The sequence below is a fragment of the Pseudomonas cichorii genome (genome assembly GCF_003700275.1).
Lineage (GTDB): Bacteria > Pseudomonadota > Gammaproteobacteria > Pseudomonadales > Pseudomonadaceae > Aquipseudomonas > Aquipseudomonas cichorii_B.
Genome location: NZ_RBRE01000091.1, coordinates 150550 through 167397 on the forward strand (window position 1 = coordinate 150550; position 16848 = coordinate 167397).

Below are 16848 nucleotides of genomic sequence, written 5' to 3' on the forward strand. Positions count from 1 at the left end.
CAATGAGCCTCTCCGGCGATTCAGTATCAGCTAAACAGATCGACACCCAGTTGGAAAGCAACCCACAACGCCAGACATGTAGCGAAGAGCAATGCGATATTTTCAAACAGGTTGTTGCGATATTTCTTGTCCAGCAGCGACTTCTGGTTGGACATGATCAACAGGCCCAATGAAATGACCGGCAAGCCAATGATGTTCAGCGCACTGACGCCAATGGTCAAGGTCACGAAATCCGGCATTCCAGGCAGCGACCAGATCAATGGCGTCACCAGGATGAACAACATGAACCATTTATGCATCGGGTCATGATGAAACTCTTTACCGTACTTGTCGCGACGTGCAGGAAGAACGTGCTGGAGTGCATCGGTAATCAGCATCGGAAATGCAGTGGTCTTTCCTGAAATACTGGCAAACAGGGTCGCGAATACGCCGATGAAGAACACGTACCAGCCAATCGGACCAAAGAAGATTTCCAGCGCCTTGCCCAGGTCACCCAGGGTTTTCACTTCGATGCCGTTGGGCCGCAGAATTTCCGCGCCGACAATCCAGATAGCCAGGTTGATGATGATCCCGACGCACACCGCAAATAATAAATCGTTACGTTGAACACGCTTGTGCTGTGGCCCTACCCAACCCTTTTGGCGCATGACATACGGATGCACGAAGTTTGCAATGGAGCCTGCAACCGCGCCGATAACCGATACCGCAACCAACAGCGCGCCATGCACGCCTTCATCCGGCGGGATACTGAAACCAACGGTGCCTTTGACGATACCCACGACATCCGGGCCGGACATCACAGCCAGGGCGATAAAGGCCAGAGTCATGACCGCCAGCAGCAGCTTCATCACGCCTTCGATCATCGAGTAGATGTTGCGACCGACCAGCATCCAGACAGCCAGCACCACCGCGACCGAACAGAGCAGTGGATGGTCGATCTTGAACAGCATCGCCAGCGACTCACCCGCCCCCTTGATCATGTAGGCATTCATCAAATGCCCCATCAGCAAGGCATAGACGAGCATGAACCAGGCAAAGAAGGGATTCAGTTGCGCATAGCCCTGAAGGATCGTCATGCCCTGGTTATTGCACAACTGGAAGCGAGCAATGATGTTTACGATCAGGTATCTCAGAAGCAGAGAGACCGCCAACACCCACATCATCGCGTAACCGTAGTTCGCCCCCGCGACGGACGACGTAATCAGGTCACCCGCACCTAGCCAGGACAGTACGGCGATGACACCGGGCCCCAATAGCTTGAGCATTCGTGAAAATCGATTTTGTGCGCGCCCGGCTGCCTGACCTTCCACGGAAGGAATGCTTGTCATAGAGGGTATCTCCATTATTGTTTTTGTTAGATCCACGGCAGTCGAACACAACTGATGAGACGTCGTACAACATTTCTCGGGGGAAATTTATTTATAAATGTTTCAACACTGTGGTGACCAGCAGATCAGGTGAGGTTTCTCAGCACATGCAGCCCTATCAGGCGGGAAAACCAGTCAGGTTGCGTGCATGCATTAACGGAGAAAAACAGGCGTTGGTGTCATCCTTTCGCATGGTCATAGGATGACCGGTCAGGACTAAGACAAGGTGTCACGAAGATTGCCATCGGCGCAGAACGCGCCCAGATTGGCAGTGATGTAAAAGCGGAGGGATGCGACTTTTTTCCAGATGTAAAAAAAGGCCTTGTGCTGTTCTGCTTCTGAAAGCCCAATGACCTATGTATTGTCATTGGTTTTTGCTTTCAGCGAGAGCTGCACAAGACCTTGATTTACATCATGAAATTCTGGCTCCACGACCTGGACTCGAACCAGGGACCCAGTGATTAACAGTCACTTGCTCTACCAACTGAGCTATCGCGGAATGAGCGCTATATTACTGCCTAAAACAGGGAAGTCAAGCGCCATTTTTAAAAAATGTTGATGATAAACAGGCAGTTGCGGGATGAGGGTTTCGTCGCTGGTTTGCTGTGGCGTAGTGTATTCGCTTGCCCCGCAACGCTTTTTCACAGAGAGGAGAACGAGATGACCCAGGATAACCGTCTTGAAACGCTGTTCCCTGCCACTGAGGACATTCCCGAGCAGTACCGCCCAGGCCCGGCCATCGAGCAGCGTGAGTATCTGGTCAATGGCGTCCTGCAATCATGGCCTGGCCCGCTTGCTCCGGTGCGCAGTCCGGTTTGCCTGAGAAGTGAAACGGGGCTTGAGCCGGTGATTCTGGGCAGTACGCCATTGCTGGATGCGGAAACCGCCATGACCGCCCTCGACGCGGCGGTGCAGGCCTATGATCGCGGTCAGGGTCGCTGGCCGACGATGCGCGTAGTGGAACGCATCCAGCATGTCGAGGCTTTCCTCAAGCGCATGCGCGAGCAGCGTCGGGCGGTGGTCAATCTGCTGATGTGGGAAATCGGCAAGAATCTCAAGGATTCGGAAAAGGAATTCGACCGCACCTGCGATTACATCGTCGACACCATCAATGCCCTGAAAGAACTCGACCGGCGCTCCAGCCGTTTCGAGCTGGAACAGGACACGCTGGGCCAGATCCGCCGCGTACCGCTGGGCGTGACGCTGTGCATGGGGCCTTACAACTATCCGCTGAACGAAACCTTCACCACGCTCATTCCAGCGCTGATCATGGGCAATACCGTGGTCTTCAAATCCGCGAAGTTCGGCGTGCTGCTGATTCGTCCGTTGCTCGAAGCGTTCCGGGACAGCTTCCCGGCCGGAGTCATCAACGTGATCTACGGGCGTGGTCGGGAAACGGTCAGTGCCTTGATGGCAACAGGCAAGATCGACATCTTCGCTTTTATCGGCACCAACAAGGCCGCCAGCGATCTGAAAAAGCTGCATCCGCGCCCTCACCGTCTGCGCGCCGCGTTAGGACTGGATGCGAAAAACCCCGGCATTGTGCTGCCCGATGTGGATCTGGATAACGCCGTCAACGAGTCGGTAACCGGATCACTGTCGTTCAATGGGCAGCGTTGTACGGCCTTGAAGATCCTCTTCGTGCATGAAGATGTGGTGGACGGTTTCCTGGAGAAATTCCAGCAGAAACTGGCGCAACTGAAACCGGGGATGCCGTGGGAAGCTGGCGTATCCCTTACACCACTGCCTGAGCCGGGCAAGACCGACTACCTGCAAGGCCTGGTCGCCGATGCCATCGATAAAGGCGCGCGAGTCGTCAATGAAGGCGGTGGCGAAGTCAGCGAAACCTTCTTCTACCCTGCCCTGCTGTATCCCGTGACCGCCGAAATGCGTGTCTATCATGAAGAGCAGTTCGGACCTGTGGTTCCGGTGGTTAGCTATCGCGACCTGCAAACCGTGATCGATTACGTGCTGGACTCCGATTTCGGCCAGCAACTGAGCATTTTCGGCAACGACTCGACCCAGGTCGGCAAACTGGTTGATGCCTTCGCCAATCAGGTCGGCCGGATCAATATCAACGCCCAGTGCCAGCGTGGTCCCGACCAGTATCCATTCAATGGGCGCAAGAACTCGGCCGAGGGCACCCTGTCGGTTCACGATGCCTTGCGGGTGTTCTCGATCCGTACCCTGGTGGCGACCAGATTCCAGGAAAGCAATAAGGCACTGATCAGCGACATCATCCGCAATCGCGAATCCAGTTTCCTGACCACGGACTACATCTTCTGAAACCGCAATCAGGGGCGCAGTGCATTTCTGCGCTCCTGATTCGAGATGGCAGAAAGACATTGATCGCATTTGATAATGATTATCGAAAACAGGTAGCATGCGCACTTTCGGGCAGGACATGTCGCACCTTCCCACGCGATCCGAGCACTCACCCCCGTGGATTCGTCCGCCAGCAAACTCGACCTTTATATGGCGCATCGCTCTGCCCTGGTGGACTATGCCGCGCCCATCGTAGGCTGCCGTGCTCGCGCCGAAGATGTGGTCCAGGAAGCCTGGTTGCGCTTCAATGGGCGCCACACTCAAGACACCACCATCGATCACCCGGTTGGCTATCTATACCGCATCGTACGTAATCTGGCGTTGGATCTGACGCGCAGCATGGCTACCGAAAAGCGCCAGCCAGATGGTGACTCTCTGTTGGCAGAATTACCGGCAAGCACCGCCTCTCCCGAGCAGGAAGCCGTCAGCCATGACGAGCTGCAGCAAGTCTCGGATGCCTTGACCCAATTGCCGGAACGAACCCGCATGGCCTTCGAGATGCATCGCCTGGGAGGCTATACCCTGCAACAGGTCGCAGGCGCTCTGGGCATCTCGGTCGGACTCGCCCACCAGCTGGTGCATGACGCGCTGAGTCACTGTGCAGCCCGACTGGAGCGGGGCAATGCGTGAAGGTCATTCAACTAATTCTGAAGAAAATCTGAAAAAAAACGCGGACCAAACGTCTTTTGCAGAAGCGCGCCATAGTGTGCGAACCTCTCACGCCTTTTCTACCGCTGGAGCCTTGCCGGACATGCCGCAAGCCGAACCTCGTCAAGCCCGTCTGGACATTGCCCTGGATTGGCTGCTGCGTGCCCGGCAGGCACCCGACGACGCTCGCTTGCAGGCCGAACTGCTGGACTGGCAACAGGCTGCACCGGAAAACGCCGAAGCCTTGCTCAAGGCCGAGCACGTCTGGAACCTGACCGGCCAACTCGCGCCTGCAACGGCTCACAAGTGGCCTCCGATTCCACCCGCGGCGACAGAGTTCGCGCCCCATCCTCACATCGCCGCCCGGCCAAGGCGCCGACGCACCCTGAGGTGGGCCATCGGCGCAGCGCTGGCCGCCTGCCTGGTCGCAGCAGTGGGGCCCAGCCTGAACATCGCCCTGCAAGCGGACGTGCAGACCGCCGCCAACGAACGTCGTGAAATTCGCCTGCCGGACGGCAGCCGTGCCGTGCTCGACAGCAACAGCGCCATTGCCTTCGAATTCACCGCCACCCGCCGCGATATCCGGCTGCTGTGCGGACAAGCCTTCTTTGAAGTCAAACCTGACCGCAGCAAGCCATTAAATGTCCGGGCGCAGGATCTCGACGTTACCGTCACCGGTACGGCATTCAATGTCGATCTGGAAGCGAAGAACATTGAAGTCGGCGTACAGCACGGCTCGGTAAGAGTCACCGAGCGCGGTTCGGCGCGAATCCTGAACCCCGGCCTGACCGCTGGCCAGCAACTGGACTTCAACCGCAGCAACGGCCAGACAAGACTGGAGTCGATTCCAGCCAACCGCATCGCTACCTGGCGCAACGGCCAGTTGATCGCCGACAACGCACGCATGGCCGATGTCGTGGATGAACTGCGCCGCTATCTCCCCGCCACCCTCTGGCTGAAAGACCCGCAACTGGCCGAAAAACGTATCACCGGCGTTTACGACACCAGCAATCCGGAAGCGGCACTGCGCGCCATGGCACAACCGCATGGCGCCAGGGTTGAAGGCTGGGGACCCTGGGTGCTGGTGATTTCGCGCTGACGCCGGGCATCTGCCAGAAAACTCAAACACCTGCCTGTCTATTTATTCATGGATAAAAGATTAGTCGGCATTTTTTTGACTACTACGTGGTAACCCTCGACAACACATACAACCTGCTGAATATACTCAAATAAGAGCGAGCAGAATTTATCCAATACCATGCCCATCTACGGACGACTCCAAAAAACATTTATAACTGATGATAATATAAAAATACTTAAATATAGCTGTCAGCCATTAATAAAAATTTAGCATTTTGCCATTATTTTTATTGCACTTTCATAGATGTCTGCTTAAATGCAAAATATATTGTTCGCTTCATACTGCAGACACATGCTCTCTGCTCAGACTCATGAAGACTTTTCTTCAGCAACTAAATGCTAAAACTGCATCAATGAACCCACGCTGCAGAAAAACAATATCAGACAGCAATAATAGAGCATAGTGAGAATGACGCAGGGCGCCAGGTGCAATATATAAACAGATTGGAGGCTGAATATTTAATCATAAAAACCCTACCACCTGTTATTAACTCTCCCTCTGACCACGAAATCACAAGGGCAAATATGACAACAAAAACTCAAAAAACTCTCTGGGTTACAGGAGTGCAGCCAGTAGAAGTTAACGGCAGCCAATACATACCAACAGCATTACTATATAAAAAGAATGAAAGGCCAATCTTTGGATCACCCGCATCAAAAACAACTTCACGCATACTAAATAACAACTTTAAAATTGATCTAGGCGATATATCTCCAGGCTCGCCAACCCGAAAACTTTTCCCTACCGATTCAGGAGAAGAAAAAAGCGCTTACGAACTGAGCAAAGATTTTATAGAGCTATCACTGGAAACCATAGAAAAAACTTTAAACCCCAGCAGCGCCCCCAAAATACCAGCAAAAATAATTGTCGCCGAACCACTTAATTTTCAACTTCAAGAAAACTATAAAGCTTGGGTTCAAAACTACAGAGGAAATATAAGACGCATTCTTAGCAGGTATGATGAGGTCGAATTCTTACCTGAGCCTTTCGCAGTCTACCAATACTATAGGTATGGACAACGAATTCCACACCTGCAAGAAAATGCAAAACATATAGCACTAGTGTTAGATTTCGGAGGCGGAACGTTTGATGGATGCATTATTGAGTCCACAAATAAAGGAGACATAAGTCTAACAGGCAAACACTCTAGACCACTGGGTGCAGACTCTGTACCACGCGGAGGCTTTTATATAAACCAGTGCATTGCGGAATATTTAATAAAAAGGAATATAGAACCACGCAACAAATCAGATGCTGAAAACTGTATAAAAAGCCACCAAAGAATTCGCACAGGCGAACTAAACATAGAAAGCCTGAGTGAAAAAAAGCAAATATTTCTGAAGAATTTTCGCATTCTAATTCACGCATGCGAACAATATAAAATCGATTTAGTCTCATCAGTAAAACATTGGAGCTTAAATAACGAAGCGTACGAAAGAATCAGCATTCTCCTACCTAAAGATCCGTTCACTGATACTCCTTGGATACAAGATGAATTATTCGCACATCAGTTACGCAAGATATTCATCGAAAAAATTTGGGACCAACACCTTCACAAGGTTATAAGCAAAGTTTTCAAGCTGGCTAAAGCCGAACTCATCGGAAAAGAAATAACAACCACACTTATTTCAGGTGGATCGTCAAACATAAGATGGCTCCTTGAGCTTCTCAAAAAGGACTTCGACATTGAACTTTCTGGAGCTGAACCTATCCCTATCAGCCAATCATTCCAAGAGGTAGTTGCTACCGGTTTAGCCATAGAATGCGCACGCAGATATTATGATAGAGAGTCTGAGTTTGTAGGAGTAACTTATAACCCTATACGCTTAAAGCTTGAGCCAGATGATAAAGGTTTTGAAGCAAACAAGACTTTTATTTCTGTGGGAGACAAAGTAGATATGAACGGTGCAAAACCTTCAGATCTGATGCCTTCAGCAGTTGCATTAAACAACTTTATAAACGAACCACTTCAATGGAAAATAAGGCTCAAGAGCCCTCCAAAAAACCATCTTAGATACATATTCTCAAAGCCTTCAGAGGCCGGGGATGATGATGTGTACAATGCCGAATCACAAATAGTTCACACCCGTGAAAGCAAACAATTCGACTCATCACTAACCATTCAGCTAACGGTTAGCGAGGACGGCACAGCAAAACCTACATTCATATATAAAACTCCAAACACAGAATACGGGGTTCCAGGCAATATAGTTGAAGGAAAAGCTTTTGCAATCGACATGACAGCACCAACAACTAATGCAACCCCATCTGTAAACTATATTGGCTATGATTTTGGCACCAGTTGCTCCGCAATATGCATGATCACACAAGATCAAGTGAAAACCACAACATTACGCTCCAGAAAGTCTTCATGGCTAGAGCTAAGTGACGCTTTATCTATGCTCCCATACCCGGTTGCTTACCCACTAAGAAAATACCTAGATGTCAAAAACTCATTTCAATCGACAGCTGTTGCACGTGAATCATTTGAAGCTGCTTTAGCATTCATTGCCTACTCCACCGCTGCAGAAGCCTTAACTTTAAACCCTTCAGATCGTTTTTTTAAGAGCTTTCAACATAGATCCATGGGGCCTTTAAAGGATCTTTTAATCCGTTCAATTGAGCATGGCGGAAAAAATTTAAACTTCTGCCTACGATTATCCGAAGTACTACCACAACATCTTGAAAGCTTAGATAAAGCCATTCAAGACTTCACCCAACACAAACATGAAAAGCTAGCCGAAACAGACTTTGATAGTCATGGACACCTATATTTAATCATTAATTTATGCCTTGAAATCATGAGAGATAAAAAGTTTGGCTATGCATCTGAAACACATCCAATGCCTTTTAATCCCGGAACATTTATTGGACTTTTTAAAGTTGCAAATGACATCCAACCTTTTATTGAATCTATAGGCTTCAGCTCCCAGAACCATTTGGCCCGCGAAACACCCATAATACTAGATCCTGAAACTGGAGTGGGACTGTCATTATTTCCATTAATTTTCTGGAGCGATGACTTAGAAACCCCTTCGGGCTTCGAGTGTTACTGGTTTGACAAACCAGCCATAAAAGGTAGTAATTCGGGATTTGTAAAACCATGCAGTAGAAAAAAAGAAACACTAGCAAACTCAATCAACCCCTACTTGGGAGAGGCAATAGAACATATGATTCAAAATGGCAGATTACCTTTTGAAAAAGCAACATTCAAGCTTGCCCCCCCGCTATCAGACAGTTAGCGTTAAGATAGAGGCGAATTTATCATTAATTTATAAATTCGCCACCCCCTAACAAAACATACAAATACGTATTCTTTAAGCACCTTCATGCAAGTACAAATTCAGCTTTAAAGAACATTAAATCGATCCCAAAACATCTACTTCTCACACACAACACACAGATTTTCAATCTCAACCCCAAACACTTTCACTAAAAACATAACAATAAATATCTTCGCATCGACGCCCTACCCAAATAAAAGCAACCCATTTATAAACCCTAAAAAATTTATAGCATTCCTAATACCCCTCCCTATTTTTGATCCGATAGTGAAACGTATTCTTCACCCCCGAAACCATCACCGCCCTGCCCTCCACCACTTTCGGCTGATAGCGAAAGGTCTCTGCCGCAGCCATCGACGGCCTGATAAACAGCGGATGGCACGTGCCCAGAACCTGTGGATTGACGACCCGGCCCTGGGGCGAGACGTCGTAGACCACGGTGCAATCGCCTTCGATGCCTTTATCCAGTGCGCGTTGCGGGTAATCAGGAGCTTCCTTGCTCAGCGGCTGGTATTGGCTGCTGTCGGCGGCAGCAGCGGTTTGTTGCTGAGCCTGACGATTGCGCTCTGCGCTTTGCCGAGCCTGTTCGGCCTGACGTTGCTGCTCGGCCTGTTGCTGCGCAAGGTGCTGTTGCCGTTGCTGCTCAAGATCACTGGCGTGTTGGCGCTGCTCGGTTTCTCGCTCGCGCTTGTGCTCTTCGACGCGCTTGCGCGCCAGTGCGGCCTGTTCGAGTTGACGGGCCTGGCGCTGTGTATCGACGACCGGCCTGGGCGGTTCGACAGGTGCAGGTTCCGCCACCGGTTGCGGTGGCGGAACGGGTTCGATGAGCGCGGCAGGAGTGTTTATCACTGGCGTGGGTTCGGGAGGCAGGATGAACAGTTGGGTGGTGATGGTTCTGGTGGGCTCCGGTGGTTTGTCCTGAACGCTCCAGCCGAGCATGAGTCCGCCCAGCACCAAGCCATGCAGGGCAAGCGCTATGGCCGCAGCCAGGCCATTGTCACGCAGTCTGCTCCAGTCCAGAGCACTGACGGAACGCGGCGAATCCAGTTCCAGGGCCATGCCGGTCATTGCGGGGCCTCGGTCACCAGTCCCAGGTGAGTCACGCCGCTGTGCTGCAGCGCAGCCATGGCGGCGACCACGCGACCGTAGTCAGCCTGGTCGTCTGCGCGGATGAACACTTGCGTGTCTGCTCGCTCGGCCAGCAATCGCGTGATGCGTTCCTGCATCTCTTCCAGGCTGGCGGCGTTGTCGGTCTGCGCATGGGTGTCGACGTTTTCGCCGAGATTCCAGTAGTAACCGCCTGCGGCCTTGACCGACAAGGTCACGATGCGCTGTTTGCTATCGGTAGGCAGCGCCTCGCTGGCAACCTTCGGCAGTTCGATCTTCACGCCCTGGGTCAGCATCGGTGCGGTCACCATGAAAATCACCAGCAGTACCAGCATCACATCGATGTAGGGCACGACGTTCATCTCGGCTTTCGGGCCGTGTTTGCGTTGCGGTTTGACCAGCATCGAAAGCTCCTCAGGCCGCAGCGGCCATGTTGCGTGTCAGGCCTTGCAGGCTGCGGTTCAGGCGCACCTGCAATTCGTTGCCGAAGGTGTAATAGCGCGCCGTCAGGGTCTGGCCACGAGCCGCGAAGCGGTTGTAGGCAATCACTGCCGGAATCGCAGCGAACAGACCAATCGCAGTGGCGATCAATGCCTCGGCAATGCCGGGAGCAACCGTGGACAGCGTGGCCTGCTGCACCTGGGACAAACCGATAAAGGAATTCATGATCCCCCAGACCGTGCCGAACAGGCCGATATACGGGCTGACCGAACCCACGGTCGCCAGAAATTGCAGGCCCTTTTCCAGTTGCAGTTCCTGCTCGCTGATCGCGACATGCAACGAACGCTCGACCCCCGACAACACCGTATCCGGCTCGATGCCGGAGCGTTGCCTGAGTTGCAGGTACTCGGCATAACCAGCCTGAAAGACCTGCTGAATGCCGGTCTGTGCAGCATCCGGCTCGCGGCTCAGCGGTGCCAGTTCCGGCTCGGAACGAAAGCGTTGCTCAAAGGCGTCGAGAGAACGTTCGTGATGGCGCAAGGCAAGGCTGCGCTGGACGATCAGGTACCAACTGATCAGCGAGGCCGACAACAGGGTCAGCATCACGATTTTGACCAGCACACTGGCGTTGCTGATCAGGCCCCAGATGGTCATGTGTTCAAGAGTCGCGTGCATCTTCAATTCCTCGTAGCGCGGTGCCGCCGGTCAAGGTCGGCACCTGTATTGGATCGAATGGTTATCACCGTTTCATGACGAAATGGCTCACGGTAGCGCCAGGGTCTTCACCACCTCGGCCCAAGGCACGAACTTGAAGTTCTGTGCCTGCTCGGGCATGCGCTTGCGACCGTCCTGCACCACCAGCATGCCTTTGCCCCATGGGCCACCGAGATTGGCCGAGGTCACTTCCAGACCGTCCGTCTCGGAAGAGCCATCAATGCCCAGGCGAGCATTGAGGCCCACGCGAAAGGCACCGCGTAAGGCATAAGGCGGCTCGGCATCCACCACCACGTAGCTGTCGTTGCCCTGGCTGGAGATCACCAGATAGTCGTGCTTGTCGCTCTGATACAACGCCAGGCCCTCGACATCGGCATGCACCGCATCGCCGACCCTGATCACGCTGGAAAGGATTGCAGGCTGATCCGCCCGGGCGTCGACGGCCCAGACCCCGACATCCTCCTCCCCCAGAAACAAGCGCTGGCGCTGATCGTCGGCCACACAGCCTTCCGGCTGACTGTCCACCTTGAAGCTGCGCACCAGCTCGCCCCTGGCCTTGCCATCAGGCGCAGTGATCCGGTATTGCAGAAAGCTGCCGTCCTTGTCGTTGGCGAAGGCATAGATTTCGCCGCTGGCCGGCTGGAACAGGCAGATGCCGTAGATTTGCGCCAGTGGCGTAGGAATTTCACCCGCTTCGCGCAGTTCTCCGCTGCTGCGGTCGATGCTGAACAGGCTCAGACTGTTGCGATCACGGTTGCTGGCAACTGCCAGGTCGACCTTGTGCTTGCCGAGCATGAAACCGGGACGCACATCAACGTTATTCAAACGTCCTACTGCCAGTTCCTGAAGCTGCTTGCCCTTGAGGTCATAGACCAGCAAGCCCTGTTTCTTGTTGGTGCCCAAGACCCTGCTCTGCGCCGGATCCCCGGGGTGAATCCAGATCGCCGGATCGTCGGCAGCATCGCCCTGACGCGCCACCGGCTGGCTTTGTGCAACAGCCGCGACACTGGGCAGCGCTGCGGGCACTGCGACCGGTTTCGGTGTCCAGTTCAGCTGTCCTTCATACAGCCGGACCCCGTCGTTATCGTTGAGCAGCAGTTGCAAGCCGCCCTGCCCCTCATGCACCGACACGCCTTCGGGCTTTTTCATATTCGTCAGCGCCAGGGCAGCCACCGACGTCCAACCCTGGCCATCCTCCTGCTGCTGATAGACATGCAGCGCCTTGCCCTTGGGGTCCACTGCCAGCAAGCCGCCAGGCACTACCGCCATGGCTCCGGCAGCCTGCTTTATGTCACCGAACGGCTGGCGCAGGGCGACTGGCCTACGCACCACGTCGGCCTCGGGATGTGCGGGATAAACCCACCAGCCCATGTTTTCCTCATTGACGAACAGTTGCTGCGCCGCATCGTCCACCTGGCAGAACTCTGCATCGGGCGGCAGCGGCAGATTGCGTACCAGACGCGGCTCCCGGTTGAGCTGATCAGCACTGCCAACCAGCCATTGCTCGCCCTTGCCCTCTTCACCGACCAGAAACACAAACAGGTTGCCGGCATCGTCGCGATACAGGCACATACCGGTGACCGAATAATCGCGCGTCGGCAAGTACAGCGGTTTTGACCACTCGGCTTTCGCGGGATCGAGCTGCACCAGCATCGCTTGCTGGCGGAGGTTGTCCAGCGTCGCGACCAGCGCCGTCTGACCGCTCAGGCGACTGTCCAGGGCCTGATAGGACCCCGGCAAGCGGGCCAGTTGACGGCCCTTGTCATCCAGCAGCAACAGACCGGACTTGACACTGGCCGCCAGTCTTTTGCTCCCGTCACTGCCGGGCAGAAAGGCCACGGACTGAGCCTTGAACGACTCGCTTTCGGCCCAGCGCTCCAGGCTCAACCCAGGTACGGCAGACGCTTGTGCAGCACCAGCCATCAGACCGATCGACAGCAGCAGGCAACCCGCTTTATGTGGCAACGAAATCTTCATGAACACTTGAATCCTTGAACAGAGTGGTCCGGCAAGCGCCGCTATCGACTCAGAAATGGGTGAAGGTCAGGCCGATCCTGTAAGTCGGGCCGTACTCTTCGTATTGGCTGTTCAGCGAACGGTGTCCGGTGTAGACGAAGTACGGCTGGTCGGTGAGGTTCTGCGCCTCGAAGCTGACTTTCAGATTCTTGGTCAGCGAATAGCGGGCGCTGAAGTCGATGAAGGTCTGGGCATCGACATACAGGTCGTGATCCTTGTCGCCGATGGAAGCCAGCTCGTACAGGTAGGCCGACTTGTAGTTGGCCGACAGGCGCAGGCTGAGCTTGTCGTTCTCCCAGCCCAGCATCAGGTTGCCCACAGTGTCGGACTGGCTCGGCAGATCGATGTCGCGCTTGCGATTGGTGCCGGAGCCCTGATCGAAGCCCTTGATGCTGGCGTCCGAGCGGCTGAAAGTGGCGTTGGCTCCCAGCAACAAGCCATTCCAGGGTGCAGGCAACCAGTCGAGCTTCTGCGAATAGGCCAGCTCAAGACCATAAAGCCTGGCCTTGTCACCGTTGGCATAGGTATTGGCCTCGGAAAAGTTTGCCCACTGCCCGGTCCCGGCCAGGTCGGTGTTATAGACGAAATTCTGAATATCCTTGTAGAACACGAAAGCCGACACCGTACCGGCACGCCCCATGAAGTGTTCGATACCCAGGTCCAGGTTGCTGGACTCCAGCGGCTTGAGGTCCGGGTTGCCAAAAGTGGCCTCGTCATCGTCGATCACGAAACCCGGCGCCAGTTGCCCGAAGGTCGGACGCACGACGCTCTTGGTCCAGGCAGCACGCACCTGAGTATTCTTGTCCACTTGATAGCGGGCATGCAGGCCGGGCAACCAGTGATGGTAATCACGACTGGTCCGCGATGCCTCGAACACCCCGTCACGCACACCGGTACCCTTGGCCTGCATTTCCGTGCCTTCGTAACGCAGACCGGCAATGAAGCGCCATTTATCGACATCAATGGTGTTCATGAAGTAACCCGCGTTGATGTCTTCACTGATGGTGAAGTCATTGGCGCGGGATTCGGACTCATCGTAGAAATCCGCAGCATTCAGACCGCCCAACAAACTCTTGATGGCGCCGGGACTGATGCCGTTGCCGAAATTGCCCAGCCGGTAGTCGATGCTGCCTTTCTGGAACTGCGTCAGGTTCAGATCACTGGAGGTGAAACCGAGTGTGTCGAAGTCTTGGTATTTCCACACTTCCAGATCATTGCTCTTGTCACGACGACTGAGCTTGCCGCCAAACTTGAACTGCGAGGCATAGCCCTTCACGTCGTAGTCGCGGGCCAGGTCCAGGCGCAGGTTCTTTTCCTTGTCGCGGGTGTTCTGCTTTTCCCAGTCAACCTTGTCGAGGCTGAAACCGGAGGCATCGTAGAACGCGGAACTGACAATCGGCCGCGGTGTTTCACTGTCGTAGAAGCCGGTGTTGGAAAAATCGTTATTACCAACAAACGTGGCACCGGCGATATGACCCGGGCTGTCTTCGCTGGACTCGCTGTAACCGGCCTGGCCGCTGAGCGTCCACAGGTCGTACATGCGCTCGCCACCGAACACAAAGGATTTGATCTCCTGGGTTTCAGTGCGGGCCTTGAGTTTGCGGGTTCCTTCGGCGTCGCCCAGAGTACCGGCAGCTTGCGCATCGGCGAACTCGAAACCATTGGTGGTGCGCACTTCATCGTCCTTGAAGCGGCTGTACAAGGTGCGCAGGTAGAAGCTGCTGAAATCGTCCGGCCTGTAATCGAAGTTCAGGCCACCGCCCGCACGTTCGCGGCTGATGTCGTAATTGCGCTGCTCGAACTCCTGCAGGTTCTGGCCATCCCAGGCACCGCCCGTTTCGACGTTGTCGGACCCGAAATCACGCTTCTGCCAACTGAGCGCCGCCGCGACCCCGAAATTGTCGATGCCATCACCCAGGCTGAAGCGGTTGCTGGCCGCACTGGAAAACTTCGGGCTGGTCTGGCCGCTGTTCTTGTCATAGCTGGCTTCGCTGCTGCCGGTGTAGAACAGGCCCTTGTGGTCGAAAGCCGAAAGGCTCTCGACATCCACGGTGCCGCCCAGCGAGTTGGCATCCATGTCCGGCGTCAGGGTCTTGATCACCGACAGCGACTGCACCAGTTCCGCAGGCAGGACATCCAGCGCCACCGCACGACGATCGCTTTCCGGCGCGGGCACCAGCGTACCGTTGATGGTCACGCTGTTCAGGTCCGGCGCCAAGCCACGCACCGTCACGAAACGGCCTTCCCCCTGATCGCGTTCCACGCTGATGCCCGGCAGACGCTGCACGGCTTCGGCGACGTTCTGATCCGGCAACTGGGCCACGCCATCGGCATGCACCACGCTTTTTATGCTGTCCGAAGAGCGCTGTTCCTTGAGCGCCTGATCGATACTCGCCGCCTGCCCCACCACCTCGACATGCTCGGTGGCATTGACTTCAGCAGCCTGCAGTCGCTCGTTGGCAATCGCCAGAGCCAGTGCACTGAGTGCGTAGCCAACCAGTTGTGCCCTGCTGCGCCTGTACATGTTCGTCCTCCCCGAGAGTCACGATGGACCAGGCAAATGGCCCGGCAACTGGAGGCGCAAGCTAGAGTCGAGGCGTGACGATTCTGTGACAGGAAATGGCTGAACACCCGGAAATACAGGGTTTCAGAGGCTAAATGAGCTGATTTGACTTTGAATCGGGGTGGTTCGCGAATGAATTGGCCTCTACACAACCTGTATTCGCCGCCAAAGCCCATTCCACGGGATAAGCACGTCGAGGTAGCAAGCGAATTTATTCGCGAAAAATCGTAGCCCCCATGAGCTGATTCGACCCCCGCCACCGTCACACAAGTGTCACGGCCATCTGTTGTGCTGGCCGGCAATCAGTGCTCCCGGAGCCCGTCACCATGTTCAGCATCCTCAAACCCCATCGCGGCAAACTCACCCTGCTGCTGGTCGCGGCCAATCTGGGGCTGCTCGCCTTCCTGGCCTTTGGCGATATCAAATACGTCAGCGAATGGAAGTGGCTGGATATCGTCGGCGAAGGCGGTTCCGCACTTCTGGCCCTGATCTGGCTGTTTCTGGTGTTCAAGAGCCGCCCGGCTGGCCGGGTGACCAACTACCTTGCAGCGGGCCTGAGCTGTGTGTTCTTTTCCTGGTGGATCGATGCGCTGGACGAATTCATCCGCCTGCCCAAGGACATCAACTGGGACCACTGGCTGGAATCCGGGCCAATGCCGGTGGGGCTGATCCTGTTGACCATCGGCATTTACCACTGGCATCGGGAACAACTGGCAATCAGTGCCCACATGGAAAAACGCGAACGCGGATTCCGTGAACACCGGCTGTTCGACAAACTCACGCCACTGGGCAGCGCCGATTACCTGAAACGCCAGTTGGTGCTCAGCCTGGAAGACAGCCAGCGCCAGCAGCAGCCGCTGTCACTGGTGGTGGTGGACGTGGATAATTTCAGCGCCATCAACCGTGCCTTCGGGCATGCCGAAGGCGATGAAGTGCTATCAGCCCTCAGCCATCTGCTGGTACTCAACCTGCGACGTCAGGACCTGCTCTGCCGCCTGGCGGGCGACCGGTTTGTAGTGCTGCTGCCCAATACCGGCGAAAGCCAGGCAAGGCTGCTCGCCGGGGAATTGCAGCAGGCAGTTGCCGGGCTGGCCCACAAGACCCGACTACAGGGCGAGCGACTTCATCTGTCAGTCAGCACCGCCACGGTCATGGCCATGGACGAGACGCCCGACAGCCTGCTCAAGCGCCTCAACCTGTCACTGGCCCGCGCCCGGCAGCCTTTGCCGCGAATCGCCTGAG

The 16848-nt window shown here is 54.7% G+C and carries 11 protein-coding genes and 1 tRNA gene; 5 read left to right on the plus strand and 7 right to left on the minus strand.

Going from position 1 to position 16848, the window contains the following annotated elements; genetic code table 11:
- Window positions 1–26: 26 nt before the first annotated feature.
- Both ALQ04_RS24720 and ALQ04_RS24725 read right to left on the minus strand, forming a co-directional pair.
- Window positions 27–1328 carry an Nramp family divalent metal transporter gene (locus ALQ04_RS24720; protein WP_122318448.1) on the minus strand — a complete coding sequence of 434 codons (1302 nt, stop codon included), beginning with the start codon at window positions 1326–1328 and terminating at the stop codon, window positions 27–29.
- A gap of 462 nt (window positions 1329–1790) precedes the next feature.
- Window positions 1791–1866: transfer RNA gene (locus tag ALQ04_RS24725), tRNA-Asn, on the minus strand.
- A 161-nt stretch (window positions 1867–2027) separates the two neighbouring features.
- Here ALQ04_RS24725 and ALQ04_RS24730 point away from each other — a divergent pair.
- The 4 genes from ALQ04_RS24730 (at window position 2028) to ALQ04_RS26810 (ending at window position 8723) form a co-directional block, all read left to right on the plus strand.
- Entirely contained in the window at window positions 2028–3653 is a 1626-nt protein-coding gene (locus tag ALQ04_RS24730; protein ID WP_122318450.1) for an NADP-dependent glyceraldehyde-3-phosphate dehydrogenase, read from the plus strand.
- Window positions 3654–3809: 156 nt separating this feature from the next.
- The gene (locus ALQ04_RS24735) at window positions 3810–4322 is read left to right on the plus strand and encodes a sigma-70 family RNA polymerase sigma factor (RefSeq protein ID WP_259645086.1); all 513 of its coding nucleotides are present in this window, start codon (window positions 3810–3812) and stop codon (window positions 4320–4322) included.
- A 121-nt stretch (window positions 4323–4443) separates the two neighbouring features.
- Window positions 4444–5439: a FecR family protein gene (locus ALQ04_RS24740; RefSeq protein ID WP_122318454.1), complete on the plus strand. Its 996-nt coding sequence runs from the start codon at window positions 4444–4446 to the stop codon at window positions 5437–5439.
- Window positions 5440–5906: 467 nt separating this feature from the next.
- On the plus strand, window positions 5907–8723 hold the full coding sequence (locus ALQ04_RS26810; RefSeq protein WP_147466628.1) for a hypothetical protein: 2817 nt from the start codon (window positions 5907–5909) through the stop codon (window positions 8721–8723).
- A 279-nt stretch (window positions 8724–9002) separates the two neighbouring features.
- On the opposite strand, the gene ALQ04_RS24745 is transcribed toward ALQ04_RS26810, so the two are convergent.
- The 5 genes from ALQ04_RS24745 to ALQ04_RS24765 form a co-directional block, all read right to left on the minus strand.
- Window positions 9003–9833: an energy transducer TonB gene (locus ALQ04_RS24745; RefSeq protein WP_122318456.1), complete on the minus strand. Its 831-nt coding sequence runs from the start codon at window positions 9831–9833 to the stop codon at window positions 9003–9005.
- The gene (gene tolR / locus ALQ04_RS24750; protein ID WP_122318458.1) at window positions 9830–10276 is read right to left on the minus strand and encodes a protein TolR; all 447 of its coding nucleotides are present in this window, start codon (window positions 10274–10276) and stop codon (window positions 9830–9832) included. Before tolR ends, ALQ04_RS24745 begins: the two co-directional genes overlap by 4 nt.
- 10 nt (window positions 10277–10286) lie before the next feature.
- Window positions 10287–10988: a protein TolQ gene (gene tolQ / locus ALQ04_RS24755; protein ID WP_122318460.1), complete on the minus strand. Its 702-nt coding sequence runs from the start codon at window positions 10986–10988 to the stop codon at window positions 10287–10289.
- Window positions 10989–11075: 87 nt separating this feature from the next.
- Window positions 11076–13004 (minus strand): phytase, encoded by a 1929-nt coding sequence (locus tag ALQ04_RS24760; protein ID WP_122318462.1) that lies wholly within the window; start codon window positions 13002–13004, stop codon window positions 11076–11078.
- A gap of 49 nt (window positions 13005–13053) precedes the next feature.
- Complete coding sequence (locus ALQ04_RS24765) at window positions 13054–15567, minus strand: TonB-dependent receptor (RefSeq protein ID WP_122318464.1); 2514 nt, start codon at window positions 15565–15567, stop codon at window positions 13054–13056.
- Window positions 15568–15932: 365 nt separating this feature from the next.
- Here ALQ04_RS24765 and ALQ04_RS24770 point away from each other — a divergent pair, with 365 nt between their 5' ends.
- The gene (locus tag ALQ04_RS24770; protein WP_122318465.1) at window positions 15933–16847 is read left to right on the plus strand and encodes a GGDEF domain-containing protein; all 915 of its coding nucleotides are present in this window, start codon (window positions 15933–15935) and stop codon (window positions 16845–16847) included.
- Window position 16848: the final 1 nt, after the last annotated feature.

Coding starts and splice junctions, on each gene's coding strand:
- ALQ04_RS24730 (WP_122318450.1), top strand. CDS start 2,028: ATGACCCAGGATAACCGTCTTGAAACGCTGTTCCCTGCCACTGAGGAC.
- ALQ04_RS24740 (WP_122318454.1), top strand. CDS start 4,444: ATGCCGCAAGCCGAACCTCGTCAAGCCCGTCTGGACATTGCCCTGGAT.
- ALQ04_RS24760 (WP_122318462.1), bottom strand. CDS start 13,004: ATGAAGATTTCGTTGCCACATAAAGCGGGTTGCCTGCTGCTGTCGATC.
- tolQ (WP_122318460.1), bottom strand. CDS start 10,988: ATGCACGCGACTCTTGAACACATGACCATCTGGGGCCTGATCAGCAAC.
- tolR (WP_122318458.1), bottom strand. CDS start 10,276: ATGCTGGTCAAACCGCAACGCAAACACGGCCCGAAAGCCGAGATGAAC.
- ALQ04_RS24770 (WP_122318465.1), top strand. CDS start 15,933: ATGTTCAGCATCCTCAAACCCCATCGCGGCAAACTCACCCTGCTGCTG.
- ALQ04_RS24745 (WP_122318456.1), bottom strand. CDS start 9,833: ATGACCGGCATGGCCCTGGAACTGGATTCGCCGCGTTCCGTCAGTGCT.
- ALQ04_RS24765 (WP_122318464.1), bottom strand. CDS start 15,567: ATGTACAGGCGCAGCAGGGCACAACTGGTTGGCTACGCACTCAGTGCA.
- ALQ04_RS24720 (WP_122318448.1), bottom strand. CDS start 1,328: ATGACAAGCATTCCTTCCGTGGAAGGTCAGGCAGCCGGGCGCGCACAA.